Source organism: Actinopolymorpha sp. B17G11, from assembly GCF_040196095.1.
In the GTDB taxonomy this organism is placed as follows: domain Bacteria; phylum Actinomycetota; class Actinomycetes; order Propionibacteriales; family Actinopolymorphaceae; genus Thermasporomyces.
Window position 1 is genome coordinate 1 of record NZ_JBEFTW010000004.1, and the last position, 22,998, is coordinate 22,998.

At 67.0% G+C, this 22,998-nt stretch carries 25 protein-coding genes and 1 pseudogene; 18 read left to right on the plus strand and 8 right to left on the minus strand.

Annotation, left to right across the window (positions count from 1 at the left end; all coding sequences use genetic code 11):
- Positions 1 to 227: 227 nt before the first annotated feature.
- Entirely contained in the window at positions 228 to 1,010 is a 783-nt protein-coding gene (locus tag ABN028_RS05975) for a metallophosphoesterase family protein (RefSeq protein WP_349695907.1), read from the plus strand.
- A gap of 92 nt (positions 1,011 to 1,102) precedes the next feature.
- On the opposite strand, the gene ABN028_RS05980 is transcribed toward ABN028_RS05975, so the two are convergent.
- Both ABN028_RS05980 and ABN028_RS05985 read right to left on the minus strand, forming a co-directional pair.
- Complete coding sequence (locus ABN028_RS05980) at positions 1,103 to 2,107, minus strand: IS30 family transposase (RefSeq protein WP_349696044.1); 1,005 nt, start codon at positions 2,105 to 2,107, stop codon at positions 1,103 to 1,105.
- Positions 2,108 to 2,122: 15 nt separating this feature from the next.
- Positions 2,123 to 2,863, minus strand: coding sequence for a hypothetical protein (locus ABN028_RS05985; protein ID WP_349695908.1), 741 nt, complete (start codon positions 2,861 to 2,863; stop codon positions 2,123 to 2,125).
- A gap of 473 nt (positions 2,864 to 3,336) precedes the next feature.
- On the opposite strand from ABN028_RS05985, the gene ABN028_RS05990 reads away from it, so the two are divergent.
- Positions 3,337 to 3,633, plus strand: coding sequence for an ASCH domain-containing protein (locus tag ABN028_RS05990; protein ID WP_349329027.1), 297 nt, complete (start codon positions 3,337 to 3,339; stop codon positions 3,631 to 3,633).
- Positions 3,634 to 3,645: 12 nt separating this feature from the next.
- Here ABN028_RS05990 and ABN028_RS05995 read toward each other — a convergent pair whose 3' ends face one another.
- Both ABN028_RS05995 and bla read right to left on the minus strand, forming a co-directional pair.
- Positions 3,646 to 4,557 carry an MBL fold metallo-hydrolase gene (locus ABN028_RS05995; protein WP_349695909.1) on the minus strand — a complete coding sequence of 304 codons (912 nt, stop codon included), beginning with the start codon at positions 4,555 to 4,557 and terminating at the stop codon, positions 3,646 to 3,648.
- 188 nt (positions 4,558 to 4,745) lie between these two features.
- Positions 4,746 to 5,672, minus strand: coding sequence for a class A beta-lactamase (gene bla / locus ABN028_RS06000; protein ID WP_349695910.1), 927 nt, complete (start codon positions 5,670 to 5,672; stop codon positions 4,746 to 4,748).
- Positions 5,673 to 5,785: 113 nt separating this feature from the next.
- Between bla and ABN028_RS06005 the strand changes: the two genes are divergently transcribed.
- From ABN028_RS06005 to ABN028_RS06030, 6 genes are all read left to right on the plus strand, one after another.
- Complete coding sequence (locus ABN028_RS06005; RefSeq protein WP_349695911.1) at positions 5,786 to 6,712, plus strand: LysR family transcriptional regulator; 927 nt, start codon at positions 5,786 to 5,788, stop codon at positions 6,710 to 6,712.
- Complete coding sequence (locus tag ABN028_RS06010; protein ID WP_349695912.1) at positions 6,709 to 7,635, plus strand: serine hydrolase; 927 nt, start codon at positions 6,709 to 6,711, stop codon at positions 7,633 to 7,635. Before ABN028_RS06005 ends, ABN028_RS06010 begins: the two co-directional genes overlap by 4 nt.
- A gap of 152 nt (positions 7,636 to 7,787) precedes the next feature.
- Positions 7,788 to 9,749 (plus strand): GTP-binding protein, encoded by a 1,962-nt coding sequence (locus tag ABN028_RS06015; RefSeq protein ID WP_349695913.1) that lies wholly within the window; start codon positions 7,788 to 7,790, stop codon positions 9,747 to 9,749.
- Positions 9,750 to 9,870: 121 nt separating this feature from the next.
- Positions 9,871 to 10,857, plus strand: coding sequence for a CehA/McbA family metallohydrolase (locus ABN028_RS06020; protein ID WP_349695914.1), 987 nt, complete (start codon positions 9,871 to 9,873; stop codon positions 10,855 to 10,857).
- 59 nt (positions 10,858 to 10,916) lie between these two features.
- Positions 10,917 to 11,174, plus strand: coding sequence for a hypothetical protein (locus ABN028_RS06025; RefSeq protein ID WP_349329034.1), 258 nt, complete (start codon positions 10,917 to 10,919; stop codon positions 11,172 to 11,174).
- 238 nt (positions 11,175 to 11,412) lie between these two features.
- Positions 11,413 to 11,562, plus strand: a complete 150-nt coding sequence (locus ABN028_RS06030; protein WP_349329036.1) for a hypothetical protein — start codon at positions 11,413 to 11,415, stop codon at positions 11,560 to 11,562.
- A 56-nt stretch (positions 11,563 to 11,618) separates the two neighbouring features.
- Here ABN028_RS06030 and ABN028_RS06035 read toward each other — a convergent pair whose 3' ends face one another.
- The gene (locus ABN028_RS06035) at positions 11,619 to 12,446 is read right to left on the minus strand and encodes an exodeoxyribonuclease III (RefSeq protein WP_349329037.1); all 828 of its coding nucleotides are present in this window, start codon (positions 12,444 to 12,446) and stop codon (positions 11,619 to 11,621) included.
- A gap of 103 nt (positions 12,447 to 12,549) precedes the next feature.
- Between ABN028_RS06035 and ABN028_RS06040 the strand changes: the two genes are divergently transcribed.
- Positions 12,550 to 14,247, plus strand: a complete 1,698-nt coding sequence (locus tag ABN028_RS06040) for a metallophosphoesterase family protein (RefSeq protein WP_349329038.1) — start codon at positions 12,550 to 12,552, stop codon at positions 14,245 to 14,247.
- Between the two features lie 78 nt (positions 14,248 to 14,325).
- Positions 14,326 to 14,817, plus strand: coding sequence for a metallophosphoesterase family protein (locus ABN028_RS06045; protein WP_349695915.1), 492 nt, complete (start codon positions 14,326 to 14,328; stop codon positions 14,815 to 14,817).
- Positions 14,818 to 14,951: 134 nt separating this feature from the next.
- Here ABN028_RS06045 and ABN028_RS06050 read toward each other — a convergent pair whose 3' ends face one another.
- Positions 14,952 to 15,146, minus strand: a complete 195-nt coding sequence (locus tag ABN028_RS06050; RefSeq protein ID WP_349329040.1) for a hypothetical protein — start codon at positions 15,144 to 15,146, stop codon at positions 14,952 to 14,954.
- 101 nt (positions 15,147 to 15,247) lie between these two features.
- On the opposite strand from ABN028_RS06050, the gene ABN028_RS06055 reads away from it, so the two are divergent.
- The 8 genes and pseudogenes from ABN028_RS06055 to ABN028_RS06090 all read left to right on the plus strand — a co-directional run bounded on the left by ABN028_RS06055 (position 15,248) and on the right by ABN028_RS06090 (position 21,005).
- Positions 15,248 to 16,072, plus strand: a complete 825-nt coding sequence (locus ABN028_RS06055; RefSeq protein ID WP_349695916.1) for an alpha/beta hydrolase fold domain-containing protein — start codon at positions 15,248 to 15,250, stop codon at positions 16,070 to 16,072.
- Between the two features lie 114 nt (positions 16,073 to 16,186).
- Positions 16,187 to 16,849, plus strand: a complete 663-nt coding sequence (locus ABN028_RS06060; protein ID WP_349329043.1) for a GntR family transcriptional regulator — start codon at positions 16,187 to 16,189, stop codon at positions 16,847 to 16,849.
- 18 nt (positions 16,850 to 16,867) lie between these two features.
- A complete protein-coding gene (locus ABN028_RS06065; protein ID WP_349695917.1) occupies positions 16,868 to 17,266 on the plus strand; it encodes an enolase-like domain-containing protein in 399 nt (132 codons plus the stop codon).
- 77 nt (positions 17,267 to 17,343) lie between these two features.
- Positions 17,344 to 18,672 carry a mandelate racemase/muconate lactonizing enzyme family protein gene (locus ABN028_RS06070; RefSeq protein ID WP_349695918.1) on the plus strand — a complete coding sequence of 443 codons (1,329 nt, stop codon included), beginning with the start codon at positions 17,344 to 17,346 and terminating at the stop codon, positions 18,670 to 18,672.
- A 2-nt stretch (positions 18,673 to 18,674) separates the two neighbouring features.
- Positions 18,675 to 19,583 (plus strand): dihydrodipicolinate synthase family protein, encoded by a 909-nt coding sequence (locus tag ABN028_RS06075; RefSeq protein ID WP_349695919.1) that lies wholly within the window; start codon positions 18,675 to 18,677, stop codon positions 19,581 to 19,583.
- 102 nt (positions 19,584 to 19,685) lie between these two features.
- Positions 19,686 to 19,778 (plus strand): annotated as a pseudogene (locus ABN028_RS35275) (hypothetical protein); the annotation flags it as partial.
- 76 nt (positions 19,779 to 19,854) lie between these two features.
- Positions 19,855 to 20,208: a hypothetical protein gene (locus ABN028_RS06085; RefSeq protein ID WP_349695920.1), complete on the plus strand. Its 354-nt coding sequence runs from the start codon at positions 19,855 to 19,857 to the stop codon at positions 20,206 to 20,208.
- 11 nt (positions 20,209 to 20,219) lie between these two features.
- A complete protein-coding gene (locus ABN028_RS06090) occupies positions 20,220 to 21,005 on the plus strand; it encodes an NAD-dependent epimerase/dehydratase family protein (protein WP_349695921.1) in 786 nt (261 codons plus the stop codon).
- Here the strand turns inward: ABN028_RS06090 and ABN028_RS06095 are convergent.
- Both ABN028_RS06095 and ABN028_RS06100 read right to left on the minus strand, forming a co-directional pair.
- Positions 20,974 to 21,486, minus strand: coding sequence for a nucleoside deaminase (locus ABN028_RS06095; protein WP_349695922.1), 513 nt, complete (start codon positions 21,484 to 21,486; stop codon positions 20,974 to 20,976). The two genes, ABN028_RS06090 and ABN028_RS06095, sit on opposite strands and share 32 nt — an antisense overlap.
- A 118-nt stretch (positions 21,487 to 21,604) precedes the next feature.
- Positions 21,605 to 22,993, minus strand: coding sequence for an ABC transporter substrate-binding protein (locus ABN028_RS06100; protein WP_349329051.1), 1,389 nt, complete (start codon positions 22,991 to 22,993; stop codon positions 21,605 to 21,607).
- Positions 22,994 to 22,998 lie beyond the last annotated feature (5 nt).

Genomic DNA, 22,998 nt, shown 5'->3' on the forward strand with positions numbered 1-22,998 from the left:
CGCCTACTCGCGCTCAACACCGCCATCTGGCACAACTGGATCATCGGCGCACCCGTAAAACGCTCCCTAATCGCCTACGACCACTGATCGCTGACCTGATCAAAATTTCCGATCAACGATCTAGGGGGGGATTCCAGCGGTCGACGCAACGCGAGCTGTGTTTGCGGCGAGCTTGCCGAGGGACAACTACGCCAGCATTCGGGGAGCCGGCAGGTACGTTGATGCGTATGAGGATGGGGATCATCGCCGACATCCACGGCAACGATGTGGCGCTGCGTGCGGTGCTGAAGGACGCAGACCGGCTAGCCGTCGACAGTTGGTGGGCACTGAGTGATCTGGTCCTGTTCGGCCCGCGCCCAGCCGAGGTTCTTGAGCTGCTGCGCGGCCTTCCCGGCATCCGCATGCTACGTGGAAACACCGATCGCTATGTCCTGACCGGTGAGCAACCGGCTCCACACGCGACCGCCACCGATGCTGTGGGCAGCGTCGACCTCGTGCAGCGCTACGGGGCCGTAGCGGCCGCAATCGGTTGGACGCGTGGTGTTCTGGACCAAGCCGGATCATTAGCCGTGCTGGACCACCTCCCGACACAGCTGCGACTCCAACTGCCCAGCGGAGCCGCTGTCCTCGGCGTTCACGCCTCACCGCGAGCCGACGACGGCCAGGGGATCGAACCCGACGTGCTGGATGCACAACTCCGACCACTGTTGGCCGAATGCGACGCCGATGTCGTCATCGGCGGCCATACTCATGTCGCGACAGACCGTCTTCTCGACGGCATCCGTGTCCTGAATCCCGGCTCTGTTGGGATACCGCGCACCTGCGGCACTGCCGGCTGGCTTCTTCTTGAAGACAACGGCGATTCGCTATCCGTCGACCAGCGCAGCGTTCCCTTCAACGTGGACGCCGTGGCCAAGGACCTTTACCAGCGGCGGCACCCTAATGCGGATTTCGCCAGTTCCATCCTCACCGGCCAACGACCACAAGTCAGGGACCAATCAAACGCGTGATCGCGTCAATACTGGAGGCCCTACCGAGGCGGTCCTCTCCGCCATTGTGCAACTCCCAGGCCTCGGCGAGCTGGTTCAGGTCGCCGGAGGGGTCAGGTCATCCTGTGGCCGGGATGCTCGGCTGGGGTACGCATCTCGGCCCGGAAACGACTCTGCGGGGTGTCGTAGTCGAGGCCTTTGCGGGGTCGGGTGTTCAGTTCGCGCATCACCGCAGCGACGTGGGTGTCGGGGTGTACGGATAGGTCGGTCCCCTTCGGGAAGTACTGGCGGAGCAGGCCGTTGAAGTTCTCGTTCGCGCCGCGTTGCCAGGGGCTGGAGCGTTCGGCGAAGTAGATGGCGATGCCGGTTGCGGCGGCAAGTTCGCGGTGTCGGGCCATTTCCACGCCCTGGTCCCAGGTGAGGGTGCGTTTCATGTGCGCCGGCAGTGGCGCGAACGCTTTGATGGCGGCAGCGTTGACTGTCTCGGCGGTATGGTCGGCCGGTAGGTTGATCACGATGCCGTACTGGGTTTTGCGTTCCCGTAGGGTCATCATCGCCGAGCCTGATCTGATGCCGAGAACGAGGTCGCCTTCCCAATGCCCGGCCTGCAGTTTGGTCTCGACCTCGGCCGGTCGCTGGTCGATCATGGTCATGTCACGCACCGCCGCACCGTGTCCGGACCGGGTCAGCCAGCGTGACTTGCGGATCCGTCGGCCAGTGCGAAGCTTGCGGCAGTAGCGCTTGTGCAGGCCTTTCCCGCCGGGGACGAGCAGGGCCCGGTAAATCGTTTCCGGACACAGCGACATGGACCTGTCATCTGGGTAGGTGCGGCGGAGCCAGCCGCTGATCTCGTCCGGTGACCAGCATCGGTTGAGTTTGCGTTGCACCAGCTTCCGCAGCGCCGGGTTGGTGGCCAGCTTGGGCTCGCGGGGTCGGCGACGCTGCACTCGTGCGGCGTGGTCGGCGGTCTGGGGCAGGTAGCGGCCTTGTTCGTCACGGTGCCGATCGAGTTCGCGTTTGATCGTCGATGGGCTGCGGCCCAGTTCGGTGGCGATCTGCCGCTTCGAACAGCCCAGCCGCAACAGATCAGCGATCTGCAACCGCTCTCGCAGCGACAGGTACCGTCCCGAGGATTAGCGCTGCTGGGCAGGCGCCACGCTCTGGTGACGGGCTCGGGTGCGAATCAGTACGCCGGTGCGTCGAGTCACCCCGAGCAGCCTGCACGCTGCGGTGTTCGTCAGCCCGGAACGCATCAACTCCCAGTACCGCGTGTCGCGCAACTCGGTCTTCGACAGCGGCCGCGCGTGCAGCAGTTCGACATGGCGCGCTGACTCCCGCACCGCGCGCTGCTCGGCGGCCGTACGCTCACGCCGCGCCCGCTCATAAGCCCTACGGCGTTCGGCCTCCCACACCGCCGACCGCTCCCGCGGAATCCGCAGCTGGCGCGCCACAGCACGCGCGGACACGCCCTGCTCCCGCAGAGCCGTGAACCGGCGCCGCCACCACCGATACGCACTCGCGCGACTAATACCAGCAGCCCCGCAAGCGGCGTCGAGAGAAGCGCCGCCGAGGAAGCTTGCCCAGAACGCGTCCTCAACCTCTTCGCCGACGGCGAGATGGTGTCGGCGGTCGCGTCGGCTAGTGGCCCTCTGCTGCTCCCAGCGAACAACCAGCGGGGAGAAGTACCCCAGCGACGCCTGAGCCTCGGCCACACCCAGGCCCTGCTCGCGAAGAGCCACGAACGACTCTCGCAGCCACCGATACCCCGTCTGCTTTCCGACCCCGGCCGCCCGTGCCGACCGTGTGAGACCACGCCCCTCACGCACCGACGCCAGGAAACGCACACCAGCAGCAGAGTCCGACCGCAAGTACATCGACGAACCACCTTCGAAGAAGGCGTTGCGTCGACCGATAGAACCTGGGGGCTAACCGTACGCTGCCGATCATGCCTCGGTGCGCCAGGATGGCCGGCGCGCTGGGCGTAGCCTCTTTAGTAGAGGGCCGCAGGCGGCCGTCGCGTGGTGCGGGTTGTGGTGCGAACTGCGGTCACGCGATGCACGTGGAGTCGAATCCGGAGGGGCGGCACGACTGCAAAGTCGCAGGTAGAACGCCTGGGGCAGGTCGGCGAGGGTTCTCATAATCCCTGGGTCGCGGGTTCGAGTCCCGCCCGCCCTACCCCTCTGACTTGGCGCGCGGCGTTGTAGCCGAGTGCCGGAACCGGGCGCGGTCCTCGGTGTACTCGATCCGGTTGGCCGAGGACTCCCGGCTGTCCGTGCGGCGATTCACGCCTTTGACCCTGGCAGGTTTGCGATTGAACAGCCACGTTCTTCCGGCAACAATTGCCGGCATGCAGTTCAGCGCCGATCTTCGCGATCGAGTAGCGGACGGAACCATCACCGTCTCCTACCGGCTCTGGTCGCGACCAAAGGTCAAGGTCGGCGGCGTCTACCGGAGCGGGTCCGTGATGATCGAGATCGACGAGATCGAGCTGCTTCCGTTCTCGTCCATCAAGGAGGTGGATCTCGACCGGACAGGAGAGCCCGACCGTGAGACCCTTCGTCGTCGCGCTGCACACGCCGGTCCGATCCAAGACGACACGATGCTGTACCGGGTGGAGTTCCATGTTGTCAGGCAGCGCCCATGATCAGGTGACCCTCTACGCCATACCTTTCGCGTTCATTACCGACTTGAGGTAGGCGATGACGTCGTCGTGCGTGGGCTCCGGCTGTAGGCGAGATGCATTGACCGCCCACTCCAGCGGGGTCAGGTCGGAGTTCCCGTACGGCTCGTCGGGCTCAGATCGCGCCGTCAGGTCAGCACCCCACTCCACAAGCTTGCGGACCTGCTCGAGGTCTCCGCGCCAGGCGGCAATGTGAAGCGACGAAGCCGGCCACGGAGGACGCTCCAGCGCTTGCTGAAAGGCCTCGCGGGTGTGGACAGGCTCGCCGTGGGAGATGATCACACGCTCGAACGGAAGGTCCAGCATCGCATGAAGGTTAGGCAGAGCGCGTTCCTCGTGAGTGGGTGACATCCACACCCTCAACGATCCAGCTCGCTCGGTCAGGCCGTCGCCGAACACCAGAGTCTTGTGCTGTGGAAGGTAGAGCGGCGTCTCGTGCCAGCCACGTGGATCCCGGAAAGGTAGCAGGCCTCCCGGCAGCTCACGACCGGGCACGATCTTCTGCACGTCGGTTTCTGCCGGGCCCACCTTGTCGATCATGTCGGGATCAAAGGCGTTCGGGCCGAAGGCGCGGCATCGGTATCGGCGGACCAGCGCATCGACGCTCCACGTCCTGCGATCGCTCCAGGTCTCACGCATGTGATCGGCGAGCAGGACTGCGACCGCCGTAGGCGGTCTGGCGGCGAATCGATCCCACACCTCGCTCGCGACCTCCGGCGGAAGCAGAGGGTCGACCACCCACCTTTCGTCGCCTGCGTCCACACAGACACTCGTCACCACCTTCTGCCAGTCGTGACCCTCACTCCAGGCGGGGTGCTCGAGCCGCCAGATCCAAAGACCCGGCGCGAGGTCGATGACCTCCACACCCGGGGAGATGCGCTGAGTCATCGCCGCATCATTCCTTTCGCGTGCGGACCGTCCGCTGGCCGACCGGGGGCAGAGCCGGCAGAGCCAGTGTGGCAGGCATACCGGACATCCTTAGTCCTGTACGCAGCGATGCTGTACACCGGAGTACCCGAGTCCGGTCGGGCATTCGTTCGTGGGGCCAGCGGCAGATCGTTCCGAGCGTTCGCTCGTCACTCGTGCGGGGCGAGCGTGCGGGCGAGCAGGCTGGCGGTTTCCGCCAGCAGGTGGTCGTCCGCGGGAACACCCTCGAGTTCCTTGCTGGACATGACGGAGAGGACGAGCGTCGTACCGTTCGGTGTCCACACGATGCCGATGTCGTTCGCGGTTCCGAAACCGCCGGTGCCGGTCTTGTCACCGAGCACCCAGTCGTCTCGGAGCCCCGCCCGGAAGCGCCTGCCGCTCGTGGTGTTGACCTTCAGCCAGGACACCAGCTGGGCGCGATGGAACGGCTTCAACGCACGGCCCAGGACGAGGTGCGCGTAGTCGCGGCCGATCGCCTCCGGCGTGGTGGTGTCCCGCACATCGCCGGGGACGCTCGCGCTCATGTCCGGCTCGTACCGGTCCAGTCGGGTGTACGAGTCGCCGAGGGAGCGGCAGAACCTGGTGAATCCGCGCGGGCCATCCGTCGCGCGCAGCAGCACGTTGGCCGCGGTGTTGTCGCTGAGCGCGATCGTGGCCATACAGAGGTCGCGGACGGCCATCCCGGTGTTGACGAGGTTCTCGGTGATCGGGGACCAGTCGACCAGGTCGTCCTCGGCGTAGTGGAGGACGCGATCCAGATACTCGCCGCGGTTGTCGTAGTCGCGCATCACGTGCGCCGCGAGCAGACTCTTGAACGTCGAGCACATCGGGAACCGCTCGCCGCTGCGGTACCTGACGGTCACGCCGGTACGTACGTTGCGCGCATAGACGCCGAGCCTCGCGGCGTACCGCTTCTCCAGGTCTTGGAGTTGTTGGGTGACGCCGGGGTCCGATGTCGCGGTGGCCATCGGAGTGGCGGTGACCGCGGCGGCACCCGACACGAGCACGCCGGCGGCCGAGGCGGTGAGGCCGGTCTTGAGCAGCGAACGACGGGACACCGGTGAGGTCGACGGCATCTGTGCTCCAGGTTCGAGAGGGGGTAACGGCACGGGCGAGCCAACCAGCTCACCTGCGGTCATGTCCAAGACACAACATTGAACGAACCATGCAGATCTGATATGAGTCAGCCGTGGACCTGTTCGTGCACCTCGAGACGTTCGTCGCCGTCACCGAGGAGCAGAGCTTCTCCCGCGCCGCGGATCTCCTCGGCATCGCACAACCGTTGCTCAGCCGCCGCATCAAGACCCTCGAGCGGGAGCTCGGCGGTGACCTCTTTGACCGGTCCAGGCGGCAGATCGAGATCACCCGGTTCGGCAGTCTGCTGCTCCCGCACGCGCAGGATGTGCTGCGAAGGGCGGAGCAGCTGCGCAACGTGGCCAGGTCCGCCCAGGCGTCCGCGGTCCAGGTGCTCGGTGTGCCGCCGGACTGCGACCCGCCGGCGCTGGCCCGCGTCATCCGCGCCGCGGCTGACCGCGGGGTCGCCGTGAGCGTGCGGGAGCTGCCCGCACTGGCTCGCTCCGACGCCTTGGCGGACGGGTCCCTGACCCTCGCGCTGGTTCGCGTCCCCGTGGACACAGCAGACTCCGCGGACCTCGACGTGCCGCTCGGCCTTGCCGGGGCGATGCCACGCGGCGGGATCGGCGGGGCCGTCGCCCACCTGGAGAGCCTCCGGCCCCGCCGGGGCGCTGCTTCGAATGCCGACCCGGCGCTGCTCGTCACCCCGGAGGACGACCTGCCACAGTTCGTCGAGCAGCTGCGCAGGGCGATCGCTCGTGCCGGGCTGCCGGAGGAACGGGTCAAGGTCGCGTCGTCGACGGCGGCCGCGCTCGCAGAGACCCTCGCCGGCACCGGACTGCTGCTCTGCACAGAGCAGTTTGCGCGACGCAACCAGGTCACCTGGGTGCGACTGCCCGACATCCCGGTGCGCAGGGGGTACCAGCTGGCACCCAAGGCCCCGGACTGGTTGCTCCCGTTGCTCGGCGCCGCCGTCGGGAGTGTCCCCGAGCACCGGCAGGACGCCGACGACGCGCGCACGCGACTGGCGGTGCAGGCGTGACCGTACGCCAACCTGCGTACGTCGCCAGCTCGCCGAAGCTGCTGCCGCTCGCCCAGTCCGTCGCGGCCGACTGGCAACGGCTCGGCGTCCAGGGGCACCTGCTCGCGCGGAACATCAGCACTGGGGATCAGTTCGGGTTCGACGTCGACACGCCGCTGCCAATGGCGTCGGTCGTGAAGGTTCCGCTCGCGCTCGCCGTACTCCAACGCACCGCGACCGGTGCACTCGACGCCGCGCAGCAGATCACCATCGACCCGGGCGCAGCAAGCTTCGGGCCGACCGGAATCGCGGCGTACCGCCATCCGGTGACCATCGCGGTCGGCGACCTCGTGTACCAGATGCTCTCGGTGAGCGACAACGCGGCCGCGGACACACTCGTCGACCTTGTCGGCATCGACGGAATGCAGCAGAGCCTGCGTGAGTGGGGCTGTACCGACATCAAGATCAGGCACCGGATGCAACGGATGTACGACTGCGCCGCCGGTGTGGCGGGCAACGACTTCGGCCTGGCGATGGAGCTCGCGATCAAGTCCGAGAGCACCGGGCACCATGTGATCGAGCTGCTCGACCCCGGGCGGGGCAACGTCGCCAGCGCAGAAGCGCTCGTCGATCTCCTGCAGCGGGTGTGGCTCGACCAGATCGCGGTCCCGGCGGCGACGGCCGAGCTGCGCCGATTGATGTCGCTGCAGGTCTTCACCTACCGGCTGTCCGCCGACCTACGGGCGGACACACTGCGGGTGAGCGGCAAGACCGGGTCGTTCCTCCATCTGAGGCACGAGATCGGCGTGGTCGAAGCAGAGTCCGGCGACCGGGTGGCGATCGCCGCCCTTACCCGGTCGACCCGCAGAGCGATGATCGCCCACGACGTCGACCTGGCCATCGGCGCCGCGGCCCGATCGGCGTTCGAGGCGCTACGCCGCTGAAGGCAGCGCCCGCTGCGCGCAAATGAGGTTGCCTGTCGGACGGCGACCTGCTTCGCTCCTGGACAAAGTATCGATCGATGAAAGGGGCCCCACGATGCGTCGTGCGTTCATGTCCACGCGAACTGCCAGCTATGTGGAGGACGTGACATGCAGTGCGAACGCTGAACCTGGGGATCTTGGCACATGTCGACGCAGGTAAGACCACACTGACCGAGCGGCTGCTCTTCGTATCCGGCGTCATCGACCAGCTGGGCAGCGTCGACGATGGCAACACTCAGACCGACTCGCTGCCGCTCGAACGCCAACGTGGCATCACGATCAAGTCCGCCGTCGTCTCGTTCGAGGTCAACGGGGTCGTGATCAATCTGATCGACACGCCTGGGCACCCCGACTTCATCGCTGAAGTCGAGCGCGTGCTGACCGTCCTCGACGGCGCGGTGCTGGTGGTCTCGGCGGTGGAAGGCGTCCAAGCGCAGACCCGCGTACTGATGCGTACCCTGCAACGGTTGTGCGTTCCCTCGCTGATCTTCATCAACAAGATCGACCGCAGCGGTGCACAAGAGGGGCCCATCCTGCAGAGCATCTCCGACAGACTCACGCCGGGCATCATTGCGATGGGATCGCCCTACGGTCTCGGCACCCACGATCCAGGATTCACGCCGTACGACCCGGCCGAACCTGGCTTCACCTCCCGGCTGACCAGCCAGCTCGCCGACCATGACGACGCACTGCTTGCCGCGTACGTAGGCGACGAGAAGGTTCCGTACGACCAGCTCCGACATTCCTTGGTCACCCAGATCCGTGCGGCGCAGGTGCATCCGGTGTACTTCGGATCGGCGGTCACCGGCGCCGGGGTCGAGGCCTTGATCGAGGGAGTCACCGAGTTCCTGCCCACGGTCGAAGGAGACGCCGAAGGTCCAGTCGCCGGCTCGGTCTTCAAAGTCGAGCGCGGCCCGTCAGGAGAGAAGATCGCCTACGTCCGCCTGTTCTCCGGGACCGTACGCATCCGAGACCGGCTGCACTTCGGCGACAATGCCGAGGGCAAGGTCACGGCCATCCACCTCTTCGACCACGGCAAAGCCGTCCATCACGGTACGGTCACAGCCGGGCACATCGCGAAGCTGACAGGCCTTGTCGACATCCAGATCGGCGACGCCATCGGCACGCCACGCACCACAGCCGGACACTATTTCGCTCCGCCTTCCCTCGAAACGGTCGTCGTGCCCAGCAATCCGGCCGACAAGGGCGCGCTCCACTCCGCCCTCACGCAACTCGCCGAGCAGGACCCGCTGATCAACCTTCGACAAGACGATGTCCGCCAGGAGATCTACGTCTCGCTTTACGGTGAAGTGCAGAAGGAAGTCATCCAGGCCACCCTGGCAAGCGAGTACGCCATCGACGTCACGTTCCGCGAGACCACGCCGATCTGCGTCGAACGACCCGCAGGTGTCGGGACCTCGCTCGACGTGCTCGGGAAGGGAGGGAATCCGTACGTCGCCACGGTCGGGCTGCGCGTTGAGCCCGCGCCCGCCGGTGCCGGCATCGAGTTCCGGCCGGATGTCACGATCGACGGAATTCCGATCCATGCGTTCAAGGACGTGGAGGCGTTCCGCAGGACGGTCGAAACCGCAGTGCGAAACGCCCTCCGGCAAGGAATCCACGGATGGCAAGTCACTGACTGCATCGTGACCATGACGAAGTCCGGTTTCGTTTCGGCAACGAGCGCGAAGGACTTCCGCCTCCTGACGCCATTGGTGCTGATGGACGCTCTCAGCCGCGCCGGCACCATCGTGTGCGAGCCCATCCACCGCTTCCATCTCGATGTCCCCGCGGACACCGTGGGGCAGATGCTGGCGGCCCTGGCGCGGTTGCGCGCCGTGCCGGAAACACCGGCGATTCGCGGCTCGGAGTGCACCATCGAGGGTGTGATCCCGGCAGGACGAGTGCATCTGCTCCAAGAACAACTCTCGGGACTGACCCGCGGTGAAGGCGTGCTGGAGTCGGCCCTGCACCACTTCGAACCGGTCAGCGGCAAGGCGCCGAGCCGCCCGCATACCGGCGTGAATCCACTCAATCGGACCGAGTATCTGCGGCAGATGAAGCGAGGTATCTGAGACACCTCGGCATCGCTCGGCGTGCCAAGTCGACACGCCGCCTCCGCGCTGACCCGCGTGGTCATCTCGAGCGCTGTACGTCGCATCCAGGCCGATTGCTGATGATGGTTAACCTGCCGTCGTGGGTTCTGATCGGGTAGGCGGCGGCGCCGTTGGGCGAGGCGCGGGATGGTATCGCGGCGATTGCCACGTGCACTCGGTTTACTCGGATGGACACCTGGCGCCAGAGCAACTCGCCGCGGAGGCGCGCACCGCAGGGTTGGACTTCATCGCCGCCACCGAGCACAACACGTCCGCCGGTCACGCCGCCTGGAGTGGCGTCGCCGGCGATGACCTGCTGGTAATCCTCGGCGAGGAAGTGACCACGGACAACGGTCACTGGTTGGCGCTTGGTATCCGCCCGGGTCAGGAGATCGACTGGCGGTACCGCGTGCGGGACGGCGTGCTCGGTCGGCACCTGGACGAGGTGCACCGCACGGGTGGCCTGTGCGTGGCAGCGCACCCGCACGCCCCCTACCAGTCCGGGACGTTCATGTATCCCCCTCAGGGACTCGACGTCATCGAGGTGTGGAACGGGCTGTGGGCGTCGGACGTGCCGTGGAATGCCGACAACGCTGCGGCCCTCGCCGAATGGGGGCGCAGCCTGGCCGCGGACATCCATTCCGGAACGTGGCGGCCCGCGATGGGCAACAGCGACACCCACTTCGAGAATCAGCTGGGGATCCCGCAGACAGTCGTCCAAGCTGACGACTTCACCACCGGCGCCATCCTCGCGGGAATACGCGCCGGCCGGAGCTGGGTCGCCGAGTCCTCCGGCGTCGACCTCGCGGTCACCCTCTCCACCAACCACCGGACCGCCGGAATCGGTGAACAGCTCGAGACCGACAACAAGCCAGCCGTCGTGCGCGTAGCCGTTCAGGGCGTACCGTCCGGCTCGATCAGCGTGCACACCGATCGCGGCACCGTCCACCGCGCGTCACTGCCCGAGGATGGCGCAGGCGCGACCGAGTGGGCGACCACCGCCGAGGAATCGGACTACGTCCGCATCGAAGTACGCCACCCCAGCGGCTCCATGGCAGCGCTCACCAACCCCGTCATCCTGACCTAGTCCGGCTGCCGAGCTGCGCGGTGATACTTGGTGTATCGAGCGGGCGGAGGCTGGTGGCGATGGACGTCTGGGCGTGGGCCTTTCTCGTCGTTGCAGTCGCGGCGATCTTCATGGTGATCTCCGGCGAGGTTGTGGTGACGTTCATCCTCACCGGCCTCTGGATGGGAGTCATCTGGCTGCTCGTGACGTACGGCGGAGTGGTGATGGATGGTCCCGGCCCCGCGATCGTGATCGTTGTCGGCATGGTGATCCTCAGCATCGTCACGCTCGCCGCCATGGCCAGCGCCATCGAGGACCGCCGTTCGGACAAGACCTGATCTCAGAGCCACTCTGTGGCAGGTCATGGCTGTGCCATTGTGGACCTGTGAGAGCCGTACAAATCCGGCTCGACCGCGCCATCAGGACACCTAGACGGTGCTGTGCGGCCCCGGCCGGGAAGGAACGTCCAGCTGCGTACGTTCGTCGACTCGAATAGAGACCAAGCGAAGACTCGAGTTCGCCGAGGGCCACTGAGCAGGTGTGGTGACCCGTACGAATCCGGCAAAGTGAGGCATCATGGCAAGGCTCTCTGAGCGCGTCCGCGCATTCTTCCACGGCGAGCAGGCACAGCGACTTACTCGTCAGGCCCGCGAGCAGCTGCGTAAGCCTGGGAACCAGCGGCGACTGCGGCAGTTGGTGCATCCACGCCGGCACCGGCACCACTGACCTGCCGGATCCGGGCGTTCCCTCCGCTGAGGGTGAGGTCCTCGTGTCCCGACTGCTCACAGGTCCAGGTCGACGACGACCGGGGCATGGTCGGAGGGATTCTTTCCCTTGCGCGCATCTCGGTCGACGTAGGCGTCCGTGACGCGTGACGCTGCCGACCGGCTCGCAAGGAAGAGATCGATCCGCATGCCTTCGTTCTTGTGGAACCTGCCGGCTCGGTAGTCCCAATAGGTGTAGGGAGTGTCGTACTTCAGCGCCCGTGGATTCACGTCATCGAGACCGAGCGCGCGAAGGTCGGCGAGTGCCCCTCGTTCCTCATCGGTGACGTGGGTCGAACCCACGAAGACGGACGGATCCCAGACGTCGGCGTCGGTAGGTGCGACGTTGAAGTCACCGGCCACGACGAACGCCTCCGAGGTGGCGAGCTCAGCTGCCAGCGCGTCGCGCAGCGCGGCGAGCCACGTCAGCTTGTAGTGGAAGTGCGGGCTGTCCGGGGTCCGTCCATTGGGCACGTACACCGACCACACCCGCAGCGGGCCACAGGTGGCGCCCAGCGCGCGGGCCTCGACTTGGGCGACCGGCGGGATGTCGACCAGCGCCGCGTCATCCTCATCCGGTGGGGGCGCGTAGCCCGGCTGGCCGGGGAACCCCCGGGTGATCTGTTCGAGTCCCACGCGAGACAGGATCGCCACGCCGTTCCACCTGCCGTCGCCGTGGGCGACCACCTGATAGCCCCGCTCGATCGCCCCCTCACCGGGGAACTTGTCTCCGGCGCACTTGGTCTCCTGCAGGCAGAGCACGTCGGGTTGGGCGAGGTCGAGCCAATCCTCGACGCGTGCCTGCCGGGCGGTGATGGAGTTGACATTCCAGGTCGCCACTCTCACACGTACCGTTGTACCGCACCGACCCAGGTCGTCGTCGGTAGGTCCTGGCGACGCTCGCGGAGAGGTTCGATCAGCCGGGCCGGCGGGTGATACAACGGTACGAATGTATGACCGTCCGCTGATGCCGGGCCTTCGAAGGCGCCTGGCGCTCGCCTCCGCAAGGATCGGGGCGTGGGCGGCTCAGCGACGCTTCCTGGGCGTCGTCCTCCGTACGTACGCGCGGGTGTCTACCCGGTTGCGTCGTCCGGTCCAGGTCGTCGGCCTGGCCGGGTTGGCTGCCGGCGGGGCCTGGCTGGGCATGTTTCTCGGGCAGACGGCGGCTCCGGTGGGTCCGGTGGACACGACGATGCGGCTTGTGCCGTCGTGGGACGGCGAGTCGAGGGTTTCACTGCCGCCTCTCGGCACCCTGGAGCTCGACACGCACGACGGGCCCGTCCAGATCCAGGTCAGCGTCGACGCGATCAACCCGGTCGCTGCGAAGCGGCTCGTCGAGGACCCGCAGGCGCTTCGGGGGCTCGAGCCCGAGATCGTCGACGACGTGCGTACCGGTATCTACGCCACCGCGACCAAGGGACTGATCACCGGAACGCTCGGCGCGATGACGGTCACGCTGATCGTCATGCGTCGCCGGATCCCGACGCTCATCGCCGGCGGTGGGGCCGCCGTCGCGATCCTCACGGTGCTCAGCGTCGCGGGCGCGACGCTGGATCCGCGCGCTGTCGCCGAGCCGAAGTACACCGGCCTCCTTGCCAGCGCACCCTCTCTGGTCGGCGACGCCCAGGACCTCGCCGAAAGCTTCGGTGCCTACTCCGACGAGCTGGTACGCCTGGTCGGCAGCGTCTCCGACCTGTACGACGTCACGAACACGCTCCCGGCCACCTCGGCGAGAGACGACGAGATCCGGGTCCTCCATGTCTCTGACCTGCACCTCGGCGAGCACGCGTGGGACATCATCGGTTCGGTCACCCGGCAGTACTCCATCGACGTGATCGTCGATTCCGGTGACATCACCGACCATGGCCTCCCGGCTGAGAACTACTTCCTGCAACCCATCCGGAACCTCGGTGTGCCGTACGTCTGGGTGCGCGGTAACCACGACTCGCTGGTCACCGAGGAGGCGATGCGGGCGCTGCCGAACGTCGTGGTGCTCGACGGCAAGGTGAAGACGGTGAAGGGGATCCGGTTCCTCGGCGCGGGTGATCCGCGGTTCACCCCGGCCTGGAGGCGTGTCGTGCCGGAGTCGGACACCCGCGCGGTGGCGAACCAGGCGTTCGCGCTGGCGAAGGTCGCGAAGAACTCCTTTCCCGCCGTCGACGCGATCGTCTTCCACGACAGCGCCGGCGCGACGTTCTTCGACGGCCACGCGTCCTTGCTGCTCACCGGCCACGGCCACGAACACCTCGCCCGCGTACTGCCGAAGGGCAGCCGACTCATGCAGGAAGGCACCACCGGTGGCGCTGGCATGCGTGCCCTGAAGTACGAGGAGCCGCAGCCGGTCGCGCTGGCGGTGCTCTACCTCGACCGGTCGACCAGGGAGCTTCGGGCCTGGGACCAGATCACGCTCGGTGGGCTTGGGCTCACGTCGGCCCAGATCGAACGGCACCAGGTGAAGCCGGACGAAGAGGCGGAACCGCCACCGAGCCCGATACCCACTCCGACCGGTTCGGTGCCCGAGACTCCGGTGTCGTCGCCGACCGTCAGCCTCGACCCGTCACCCCCGCCCTCCCCGTCGTCCCCCTCCCCGTCCTCGCCCTCCCCGTCGTCGCCCTCCCTTTCGTCTCCTCAGCCGGACGGACGCTAGCCGCCGAGGCGCAGCGACTGCCGAACGACCCGTACGGGACCGGACGCCGGTGGCGTACGCCTGCGCCATGATGGGGTGATGCGAGTGGTGGTGCTGTCTGACACCCACGCGCCCCGGCGGTGGCGGTCATGCCCCGAGCGGGTCGCCGCACACCTGCGGACGGCTCAGGTGATCCTTCACGCGGGTGACGTGTGCACGGCAGCGGTGCTGGACGAGTTGGCTGCTTACGCGCCCGTGCATGCGGTCCGGGGCAACAACGACGGGCCCGACGTCGCCAACTGGGGCGCGCCGGACGAGGTGGAGCTGACACTCGAAGGCGTACGACTTGCGATGCTGCATGACAGCGGTCCGGCGGCCGGGCGCCTCGCCCGGATGCGCCGCCGCTACCCGGATGCCGATCTCGTGGTCTTCGGTCACTCCCATATCCCGCTGACGGAGACCGGGCAGGGTCTGCGGATCTTCAACCCCGGCTCGCCGACCGACCGGCGCCGGCAGCCACGAGGCACGATCGGAATCCTCGAGCTCGACGCCGGTCGGATCCTGGACGCCCGGATCGTCCCTGTCACCTGACTGCCGCCCCGTCGCCGTCGTCCCGAGGCGGGCAAGGAGCCGGTCGGCGTCCGCGGAAGCGTGCCGGTTGCCCACCACACCGGGTTTGGCGACCGGAAGTTCGACCGGTGTCACCACCCCGACGCCGAGGGAGGTCAGGTGCCGGCACCACGCTGCACGGCCTCTCCGTTGCGCTGCGCGGCGTGTTTGAGCACGACCCGGTGTCCCTGCCAGTCCGACGGAAAGACCGGTGACCATGGATAGCAGCACCGTTCCTGGGTCGGTCGGCTGTCCGGGGCGTGCTTCTCGCCCGAGAAGCGATGCGGCTGATGGTGGCGCGTCCCCGACATCGGCCGGATTCGGACGGGGTTCGGCCTCTCGCGTTTCGTCGTCTGGCCTCACTACGGTGCACGACATGTTGCTCACGCCAGAATCGCCTTATGCAGTTGACGTGAGAGCCGCCCAGAAATACGGCTCTGTTCCGGGACTGCCGGCATGGCAGGCGGACCGGTACCTCGACCTCCTCCTGCCCACACCACGACCGCCGGAGCTGGCACCTGCCGTTCTCTACCTGCACGGCGGCGGTTGGCGGGCGGGGGAGCGGAGCGCCGGACTGTATCCCTGGCTCAGCCCACTGCTCGCCGCCCACGGGTTCGTCGCGGCCAACGTGAGCTACCGGTTGAGCGGAGAGGCACCTTTCCCGGCCCAGCTGTACGACGTGAAGGCGGCGGTCCGCTGGGTGCGGGCGAACGCGGAGGCGTACGGGATCGACCCGGAGCGCGTCGGGGTCTGGGGCGATTCGGCGGGCGGCCACCTCGCGGCGCTGCTCGGCACCACCGCCGGGCGTGCCGATCTTGAAGGGAACTGCGGCTCGACCGAATGGTCGAGCGCGGTGCAGGCGGTGGTCATGCGTTGCGCACCGAGTGACTTTCCCACGATGCCACCCGAGAACGCGGAGGTGCTCGACGCGTTGTTCGGCGGGCCGCCTTCAGAAACTGCGGAGCTCCGCCGGTTGGCGAGCCCTGCGGGTCACGTGCATGCGGGCGTGCCGCCGTTCCTGATCGTGCACGGCACCCGCGATGAGACGGTCCCGTTCGACCAGGCGGAGACCATGGTCCAGGCACTTCGGGCGTACGACCGGGATGTGACGTTCCATGTCGTCGAGGGCGGGCACCACAACCTGCTGGAAAACCTGGATCTGCCCTGGGGGAGCGACCCTTGGGTCGATCTCGGCCTGCAGGCCCTCGACTTCTTCCGGCGGACCCTGGGAACGTGAACGGCCTACGTCCTTCGGGGGCTGATCGGCCGTAGCGTCGGTCACGGGCCGATCGCGGACGAAGACGCCGCCAAACCTCCACCAAGTGCCATGGATCATGCATGATCCATCACGATGACGCCGATCCGCCCGTTGGGACGGGGCACGCTTTCCGACGCCGTGTACGAGCGCCTCGGTGAGCTGATCTGCTCCGGCGGACTCGTCCCCGGCGAGAAGCTCGTCATCGACAAGCTGGCCAAGCAGTTCGATGTCAGCATCACCCCGGTCCGCGAGGCGATGCGCCGGCTGCAGCGTGAGGGCCTGGTCACCGAGACCCCCTACCGCGGCATGACGGTCTCACGCGCGACGGACGAGCAGCTGCGCGAGCTGTTCGCGGTCCGAGGGCTGCTCGAGGGGTACGCGGCGGCCGAAGCGTGCCAGGTGATGACCACCGAGGAGCTCGCCGTCACCGCCCGGTTGCTCGACGCTCTGGAACGCGCCACCGCCGACAACGACGTGCGCGAGTTCCGCCGGCTCAACACCGAGTTCCACGACAGCTTCGTCCACAAGGCACCATCCCAGGCACTACAGGAGGCGATCGCCGCGATCGCCCGCAACACCGAGCGCTACCGGCACTCCGACGACGTCTTCGACCGTGCCTATCTCGAAGCGTCCCAGGCCGAGCATCGGGAACTGCTCACCCTGCTACAGCAACGCCGACGCGACGACCTCGAACGCCTGCACCGCCGCCATGCCATGACCTTCGTCGACCATCTGATCAGGGGACGGACGAGCTAGTGAGGAGGGAGGAGCCGGGTGCGCATCACGAAGGTTGACACGTTCACTTTCTGGGCCGACTGGTGCAACTGGCTCTTCGTCCGCGTGTCGACCGACGAGGGCCTCGTCGGGTGGGGAGAGGGATCTCTGCACGGCGCCATCGCGTCGGTCGAGACCGCGATCAGGGAGATGAGCCCCGCGCTCGTCGGTGCGCCGTTCGATGGCGTGGAGGTCAGCTGGCAGCGGCTCTACCACGGCTGGCGTTGGCGTGGCGGAGCGATCCAGAACACCGCCCTCAGCGCCATCGACCTCGCCCTGTGGGACCTCGAGGGTGTTCCGAAAGGGCCCGGACTCGGTGCGGAGGTCAACGTGGAAGCCATCGCGGAGTTGAGTTTCCGACCGCAGCCGTTGTCGCAGTCCAGGAGCTGGTGGAGTTGATGCGTACGCGCCGCCAATGCCCTCTCAGGTCGCCGGAACAGACCTTTCACGATTGTCTACCGACAGGAGGACTTCTCGTGTCACGCACAGGTGACGACGCCGAACGCCTCGGCCAGGTCGAGGACGCGATCTCCACGGCTTCGCGGTCGTCGGATCTGAAGATCACAGACCTCCGCGTGGCGGTCGTGGCCAGCAACTACGACTACCCGATCATCCGGATCGACACCAACCAGGACGTGTACGGACTGGGCGAAGTACGCGACGCGGGGCACAAGGAAAGCGCGCTGCAGTTCAAGAGCATGCTCGTCGGTCAGAACCCCTGCAACGTGGACATGATCTTCCGTGCCATCAAGCGATACGGCAACAGCGGTCGTGAGGGTGGCGGCGTTTCCGGGATCGAGATCGCCCTGTGGGACCTCGTCGGCAAGGTCTACGGCGTCCCCTGCTACCAGTTCCTCGGCGGCAAGTACCGTGACGCCGTACGGATCTACGGCGACACTCCCGCGCCGGCCGAGCCGACACCGGAGGCCTACGCCGACGTCGTACGCGCCCGTAAGGCTCTCGGCCTCACGTTCATCAAGTTCGACATCCGGCCGAGTCTGTTCACCGACACGCCGGGCGGCACGATCGGCCAGCCGTCGAAGTTCGAGCACGGCCTCGGTCGCCGATGGCGGGCACCGGGTGCCGGATCTCCCGCGAAGCTCACCGAACGCGGCATCGCGCGTGCGGTCGAGGTGGTGTCCGCGGTGCGAGAGGCGGCCGGCTGGGACGTCTCGCTCTGCACCGATCACTTCGGTCATGGACACCTGACCGCGAAGGACGTCATCAAGCTCGCCGAGCCCCTGGAGTCCTTCGGCCTTGCCTGGTTGGAAGATCCGATGCCGTGGTACGACGTGGCCGGACACAAGCGGGTGACGGACGCGATTTCCACGCCGACGGCGGCGGGCGAGGAACTCTATCTGTGGGACGAGTTCCAGCCGTTCATCGAAGAGCGGGCCATGGACATTCTGCACCCCGACCTTCTCACTTCGGGTGGGATGCTGGAGACGAAGAAGATCGCCGACTACGGCGAACGCTTCGGCTTGACGACGGCGCTGCACTTCGCTGGCTCGCCGATCGCGTTCATGGCCAACGTCCACTGCGCTGCGGCGATTCCCAGCTTCGTGGCGCTCGAACACCACGGTCTCGACCTTCCCTTCTGGGAGAGCCTGGTGACTGGCCTGCCGGCGGACTATCTGACCGACGGCTACGTCACCGTCCCGGATTCCCCCGGCCTGGGTGTCGATCTCAACTACGCCGCCATCGAGGAGAACCTCCGCACACCCGACACGATGTTCCTTCCCACCGAAGAGTGGAACACGCCCAAGCTCGGCTTCTGGCGTCCGGACGATCGCTGGCGGGAGTGACGATGACGAGATTCGACCATCTGAAAGGCGTCTTCGGCCTGCTGCCCACGCCTTACGCCGAGGACCACGAGATCCACACCGCCGATCTCCTGGCGGCGGCGGAGTTCTGTTGCGAGACCGGGCAGCACGGCATCGTGTGGCCGGTGATGGTGGGGGAGTTCTACCTCCTGGGTGAGTCGGAACGCCTCCGCCACCTCGAGCCCCTGCTGGAGAAAGTGAACGGCCGCCTGCCGGTGGTGTTCGGATGCTCCGGTACGTCCGTGCCACAGGTGTTGCTGTTCGCCCGCGAGGCGCAGGAGGCCGGTGCAGACGCGATCATCGCCATGCCTCCGGCACGTACGACGCAGGACGTGGGAATGGACATGTTCCGTCGGCTGGGCGAGGTCTTCGAGGGCCCGATCATCCTGCAGAACGCGAGTGACTACGTGCCGCTGTCGGCCGAACAGGTGGCGTCGGTCGTCGACGACGTACCCCAGATCACCTACGTCAAGGAGGAACGCCCACCGGGGCCGCGGCATATCGGGGAGATCCACCAGCTGCTCGGCGACAAGATCAAGACCATCTTCGGCGGTGTTGGCGGGCGGTTGCTTCCCGAGGAACTCGTCCGCGGGGCTGGCGGGTGTATGCCCGCCTGCCAGGTGGCCGATGTCCTGGCCAAGGTGATGGAGCAGTGGTGGGCCGGTGATGAGCCGGCCGCGCGGGACCTGCACCAGCGGCTCCTGCCGATCCTCATCCGGGAGCGGCAGTCACTGATGCGCTACATCCTCAGGAGGCGTGGCGTCTTCACCTCGACCGTCCAACGGGCGCCCAGTGCGGCGTTCGAGCTCGACGCGGACGACAAGCGGGAGATCTCGATCCTGATCGAGGCAATACGTAACGACGTCGGCGGCTATCCCTTCGGGCCGGAGTAGCCGCGAGCCCGCCGTCGGCCATCCAGCGTCGCGAACGAAAGAGGAACGGAGTGAATCATGGGGGACACGGTTTCTCGCAAGGCGTTCCTGAAGTCGAGCGGGATGGCCGTCGTCGCGGCTTCATGGGACAAGGTTCTCCCGAACGTCGCGGAGAAGTACGAGGTGAACGATGATGCGAGCGAGTACGTCTTCACGCTCCGCCGAGGAATGAAGTGGTCCGACGGCAAGCCGTTCGCCGCCGATGACGTTCTTCTGGTACGAGGACGTCTTCATGAACGACGAGTTGATGCCCACCAAGGAAAGGATGATGTGCGGCGGCCAGGAGCCGTTGCTGGTCGAGAAGGTGGACGACATCACTTTCGCGGTGCGGTTCCGTTCCAGGCCGAACGCGCTGCTCGACCGATTGCTCGCGTCGGGCAACGGCTACGGCATCGCGATGGTTGCCACACCTCGCCACTACCTCGAGCAGGTCCACAAGCGCCACAACCCGGACATCGACCGCAGTACCTCGTCGAGGGATGAGCGCCTGAGCCCGGCCCGGAACTCCCGGCTTCTGTCCGACAAGGGCGGGGTGAGGGCGGTCGTCCGCCTGCTCGATATCGTGACAGTCTCGGCGTCCGGCTAAGGAGATGGCACGTGGGTGACGACGCACCGCGGATCCTGTTGACAGGAGCGGCCGGCAGGATCGGCACGAGCCTGCGCGACACGCTGTCGGACTATCGCCTGCACCTGCATGACCGGGATCTGTCCGGCGTCCAGGCGCGGCCGAACGAGATGGTGTTCGAGGGTGACATCGCGGACTTCGACGGCGTCCAGAAAGCGGCGGCGGGGTGCGACGCGGTGATCCATCTGGCGGCGGATCCCCGGGTTTCGGCGCCCTGGGACGACCTGCGCTCGCCCAACTTCGACGGTGCCTACCACGTGTTCGAGTCGGCCCGTCTGGCTGGCGCGCGTCGGCTCGTCTTCGCCAGCACCAACCACGTGACCGGCATGCTCGACCAGCAGGAGCGGTGGCCCCTCGACCCTGGCGGTGACATCGCGCCGGACTCCCTCTACGGCGCGAGCAAGGCGTTCGGCGAGGCGCTCGGACGCTACTACGCCGAGACCAGTGACCTGTCCGTCGTCTGCCTACGGATCGGCTGGGTGCTCGAACGCTACCTTCCCGACAACGCGGGCTGGCGGCGGATGTGGTTGAGCTTCCGCGACCTTGGCCAACTCGTCCGCAAGAGCCTCACCGCCGATGTCCGCTTCGGCATCTACTACGGCGTGTCCGCCAACACCCCCACGCGCTACCTGCTGGACAACGCCCGGAGCGAACTGGGGTACGAACCAGTTGACGACTCGGCCCGGATCGTCGCCGAGCTCGCCTCGTCAAAGGACGCGTCGCAGGCTAGCTCCCAGGTCCCGCGCGCGGAGGCCTAGAGCCTCCCTGCTGCCACCGGGCGAACGGCTCGTCGGCACCGGGCGTCGGGACGTACTGGAGCTGGCCCGGGGCCAGTCGGTGCAGGGCGTCCTGCATCTGCGTGAGGATCGGGGGAGTCCGCTCGACGCCGGGGACGAACTCCTTGGGTGCGGCATAGATGATGCGGGCCACCCCGGCGACGGCACATGCCGCGTGGCACATCACGCAGGGCTCGCAGCTCGACACGACGGTCGCCCCAGTGAGGTTCTCCAGGCCGTGCCGGGAGCAGGCGGCGCGGATGGCGGCCACCTCGGCATGCGCCGTCGGATCGTTGTCCTGCGCGGTGGTGTTGACGCCGGTGCCGAGCACCTGCCCGTCTCGGACCACGAGGGCGCCGAACGGGGCTCGACCGACGCCCGCGTTGTCCAAGGCGAGCTGGACGACCTGCCGCAGGAGATCACCGTCGGCCGGAGCCAGGCCCGGCTCGTCACTCGACGTCATGCGGGAATCGTAACGTTCCTGGCGTTCCGGCCCTGCCCGTCGAGCTTCCAGGCGATCACGTGTCGCGGATGGATGCCGATGAGGTCCCGGCTGAAGCCGTCCCGCTTGGCCGCCGACGCTAGGAGGTCTTCCCGGTGGCGAGCAGCTTCTCCAGCTTGGGTCGAACCTCCTTCATCGCCTCGGCCGCGGAGCGTTTGCCCATCAGGACCGACTCCCAGACCGGCGTGAAGACGTTGCCCCACTCGACGACGTACCCGCCGTAGTGCTTGCCCGTCTTGTCACCGGGCGTACGAAGGAACTCAGGGTTGAGCTCGTCGAGGAAGACCTGCTTGCTCATGGGTTTCGTCGACGGATCGAGGAACACGTCGCCCTCGGCGAGCTCCCGGAGCGACGGCACGCTCTGGCCGAGCGAGGAGACGATCTTCTGGCCGTCGGCCGAGGTACAGAAGGAGATCCAGTCCCAGGCGGCCTGCTTCTCCTCATCCGGTGCCTTCGCCGTGACCGAAAGCGGGGAGTACCAACCGGTGGAGACCTTCTTACGCCCGACCGGGAAGGGGACGACGTCCCAGTCGAACTTCGCCGCCCGGTTGCGCACCGTCGCCCACACGCCGTCATAGACCATCGCGACGTTGCCGGTCAGGAAGGAGAGCTGGCCGGACTGCTGGTAGGCAGGACTCGGGGCAATCGCGTGCTTGACGCCAAGGTCGGCAACGAACTGCAGACCTTCCACCGCCTCTGGTTCGTCCAACGGCACTCGGCGATCCTCGGTGATCACCTCGCCCTCGCTCGCCCACACCCACGGCCAGGGTGTACCGCCGGCGGCCGGGTCGAAGCCGTACTGCTTGACCCGCTTCGGATCGAAGCCGGCCTGGCCGGGGCTCTTGCCGTTGCGGTCGACGGTGAGCTGGCGGCCGTACTCGACCACTTCGTCCCAGGTCATCGGCGTCGTCGGGTCGGGCGGTTCGATGCCGGCCTTCTCGAACAGGTCGAGGTTGCAGTAGATCGCCATCGACCCGCCGTCATAGGGCAGGCCGTACGTCTTGCCTTCGTACTCCGAGGTGTCCCACGCGGTTGGCAGGAACTCGTCCTTCTTGAACCGGGGGTCGCTCTTGATCAGATCGTCGAGTGGCTCGAGCGCACCCGCCCGAATCGACGACGTGATCGTGCACGAGCACTCGAAGAGCGCGTCCGGCGGCGTGCCACTCGCGAGTTTGAGCTGGAACTTCTGGTAGAAGTCGCCCGGCACCTGCTCGATGTTCACCTTGGTGTCGGGATTGCGGGTGGCGAACTCCTCACGCAGTTGGCGGAACACCTTCCAGATCGCCTGGTCGCCACGGGCGAAGAAGTCGACTCCCGCACTGTCGCTGCCGCCCGCGCCGCCGGATCCGCCGGTGAAGCCACTGCAGGCCGACGTGAAACCTCCGGCCGCAAGGGCGAGGCCGAGCGAGCCGGCGCCCAGGAGGAACCCGCGCCGGCTGTGGAGCGGAGACTGTCTCGGAGCATCCACGATGA

What these genes read in the sequence shown, in the direction of transcription:
- ABN028_RS06075 (WP_349695919.1), top strand. Translation starts at nt 18,675, where the DNA reads ATGACGAGATTCGACCATCTGAAAGGCGTCTTCGGCCTGCTGCCCACG.
- ABN028_RS06050 (WP_349329040.1), bottom strand. Translation starts at nt 15,146, where the DNA reads ATGTCGGGGACGCGCCACCATCAGCCGCATCGCTTCTCGGGCGAGAAG.
- ABN028_RS05985 (WP_349695908.1), bottom strand. Translation starts at nt 2,863, where the DNA reads ATGTACTTGCGGTCGGACTCTGCTGCTGGTGTGCGTTTCCTGGCGTCG.
- ABN028_RS05990 (WP_349329027.1), top strand. Translation starts at nt 3,337, where the DNA reads ATGCAGTTCAGCGCCGATCTTCGCGATCGAGTAGCGGACGGAACCATC.
- ABN028_RS06095 (WP_349695922.1), bottom strand. Translation starts at nt 21,486, where the DNA reads ATGACGTCGAGTGACGAGCCGGGCCTGGCTCCGGCCGACGGTGATCTC.
- ABN028_RS06045 (WP_349695915.1), top strand. Translation starts at nt 14,326, where the DNA reads ATGCGAGTGGTGGTGCTGTCTGACACCCACGCGCCCCGGCGGTGGCGG.
- ABN028_RS05995 (WP_349695909.1), bottom strand. Translation starts at nt 4,557, where the DNA reads ATGACTCAGCGCATCTCCCCGGGTGTGGAGGTCATCGACCTCGCGCCG.
- ABN028_RS06060 (WP_349329043.1), top strand. Translation starts at nt 16,187, where the DNA reads ATGACGCCGATCCGCCCGTTGGGACGGGGCACGCTTTCCGACGCCGTG.
- bla (WP_349695910.1), bottom strand. Translation starts at nt 5,672, where the DNA reads ATGCCGTCGACCTCACCGGTGTCCCGTCGTTCGCTGCTCAAGACCGGC.
- ABN028_RS06040 (WP_349329038.1), top strand. Translation starts at nt 12,550, where the DNA reads ATGTATGACCGTCCGCTGATGCCGGGCCTTCGAAGGCGCCTGGCGCTC.
- ABN028_RS05975 (WP_349695907.1), top strand. Translation starts at nt 228, where the DNA reads ATGAGGATGGGGATCATCGCCGACATCCACGGCAACGATGTGGCGCTG.
- ABN028_RS06025 (WP_349329034.1), top strand. Translation starts at nt 10,917, where the DNA reads ATGGACGTCTGGGCGTGGGCCTTTCTCGTCGTTGCAGTCGCGGCGATC.
- ABN028_RS06030 (WP_349329036.1), top strand. Translation starts at nt 11,413, where the DNA reads ATGGCAAGGCTCTCTGAGCGCGTCCGCGCATTCTTCCACGGCGAGCAG.
- ABN028_RS06085 (WP_349695920.1), top strand. Translation starts at nt 19,855, where the DNA reads ATGAACGACGAGTTGATGCCCACCAAGGAAAGGATGATGTGCGGCGGC.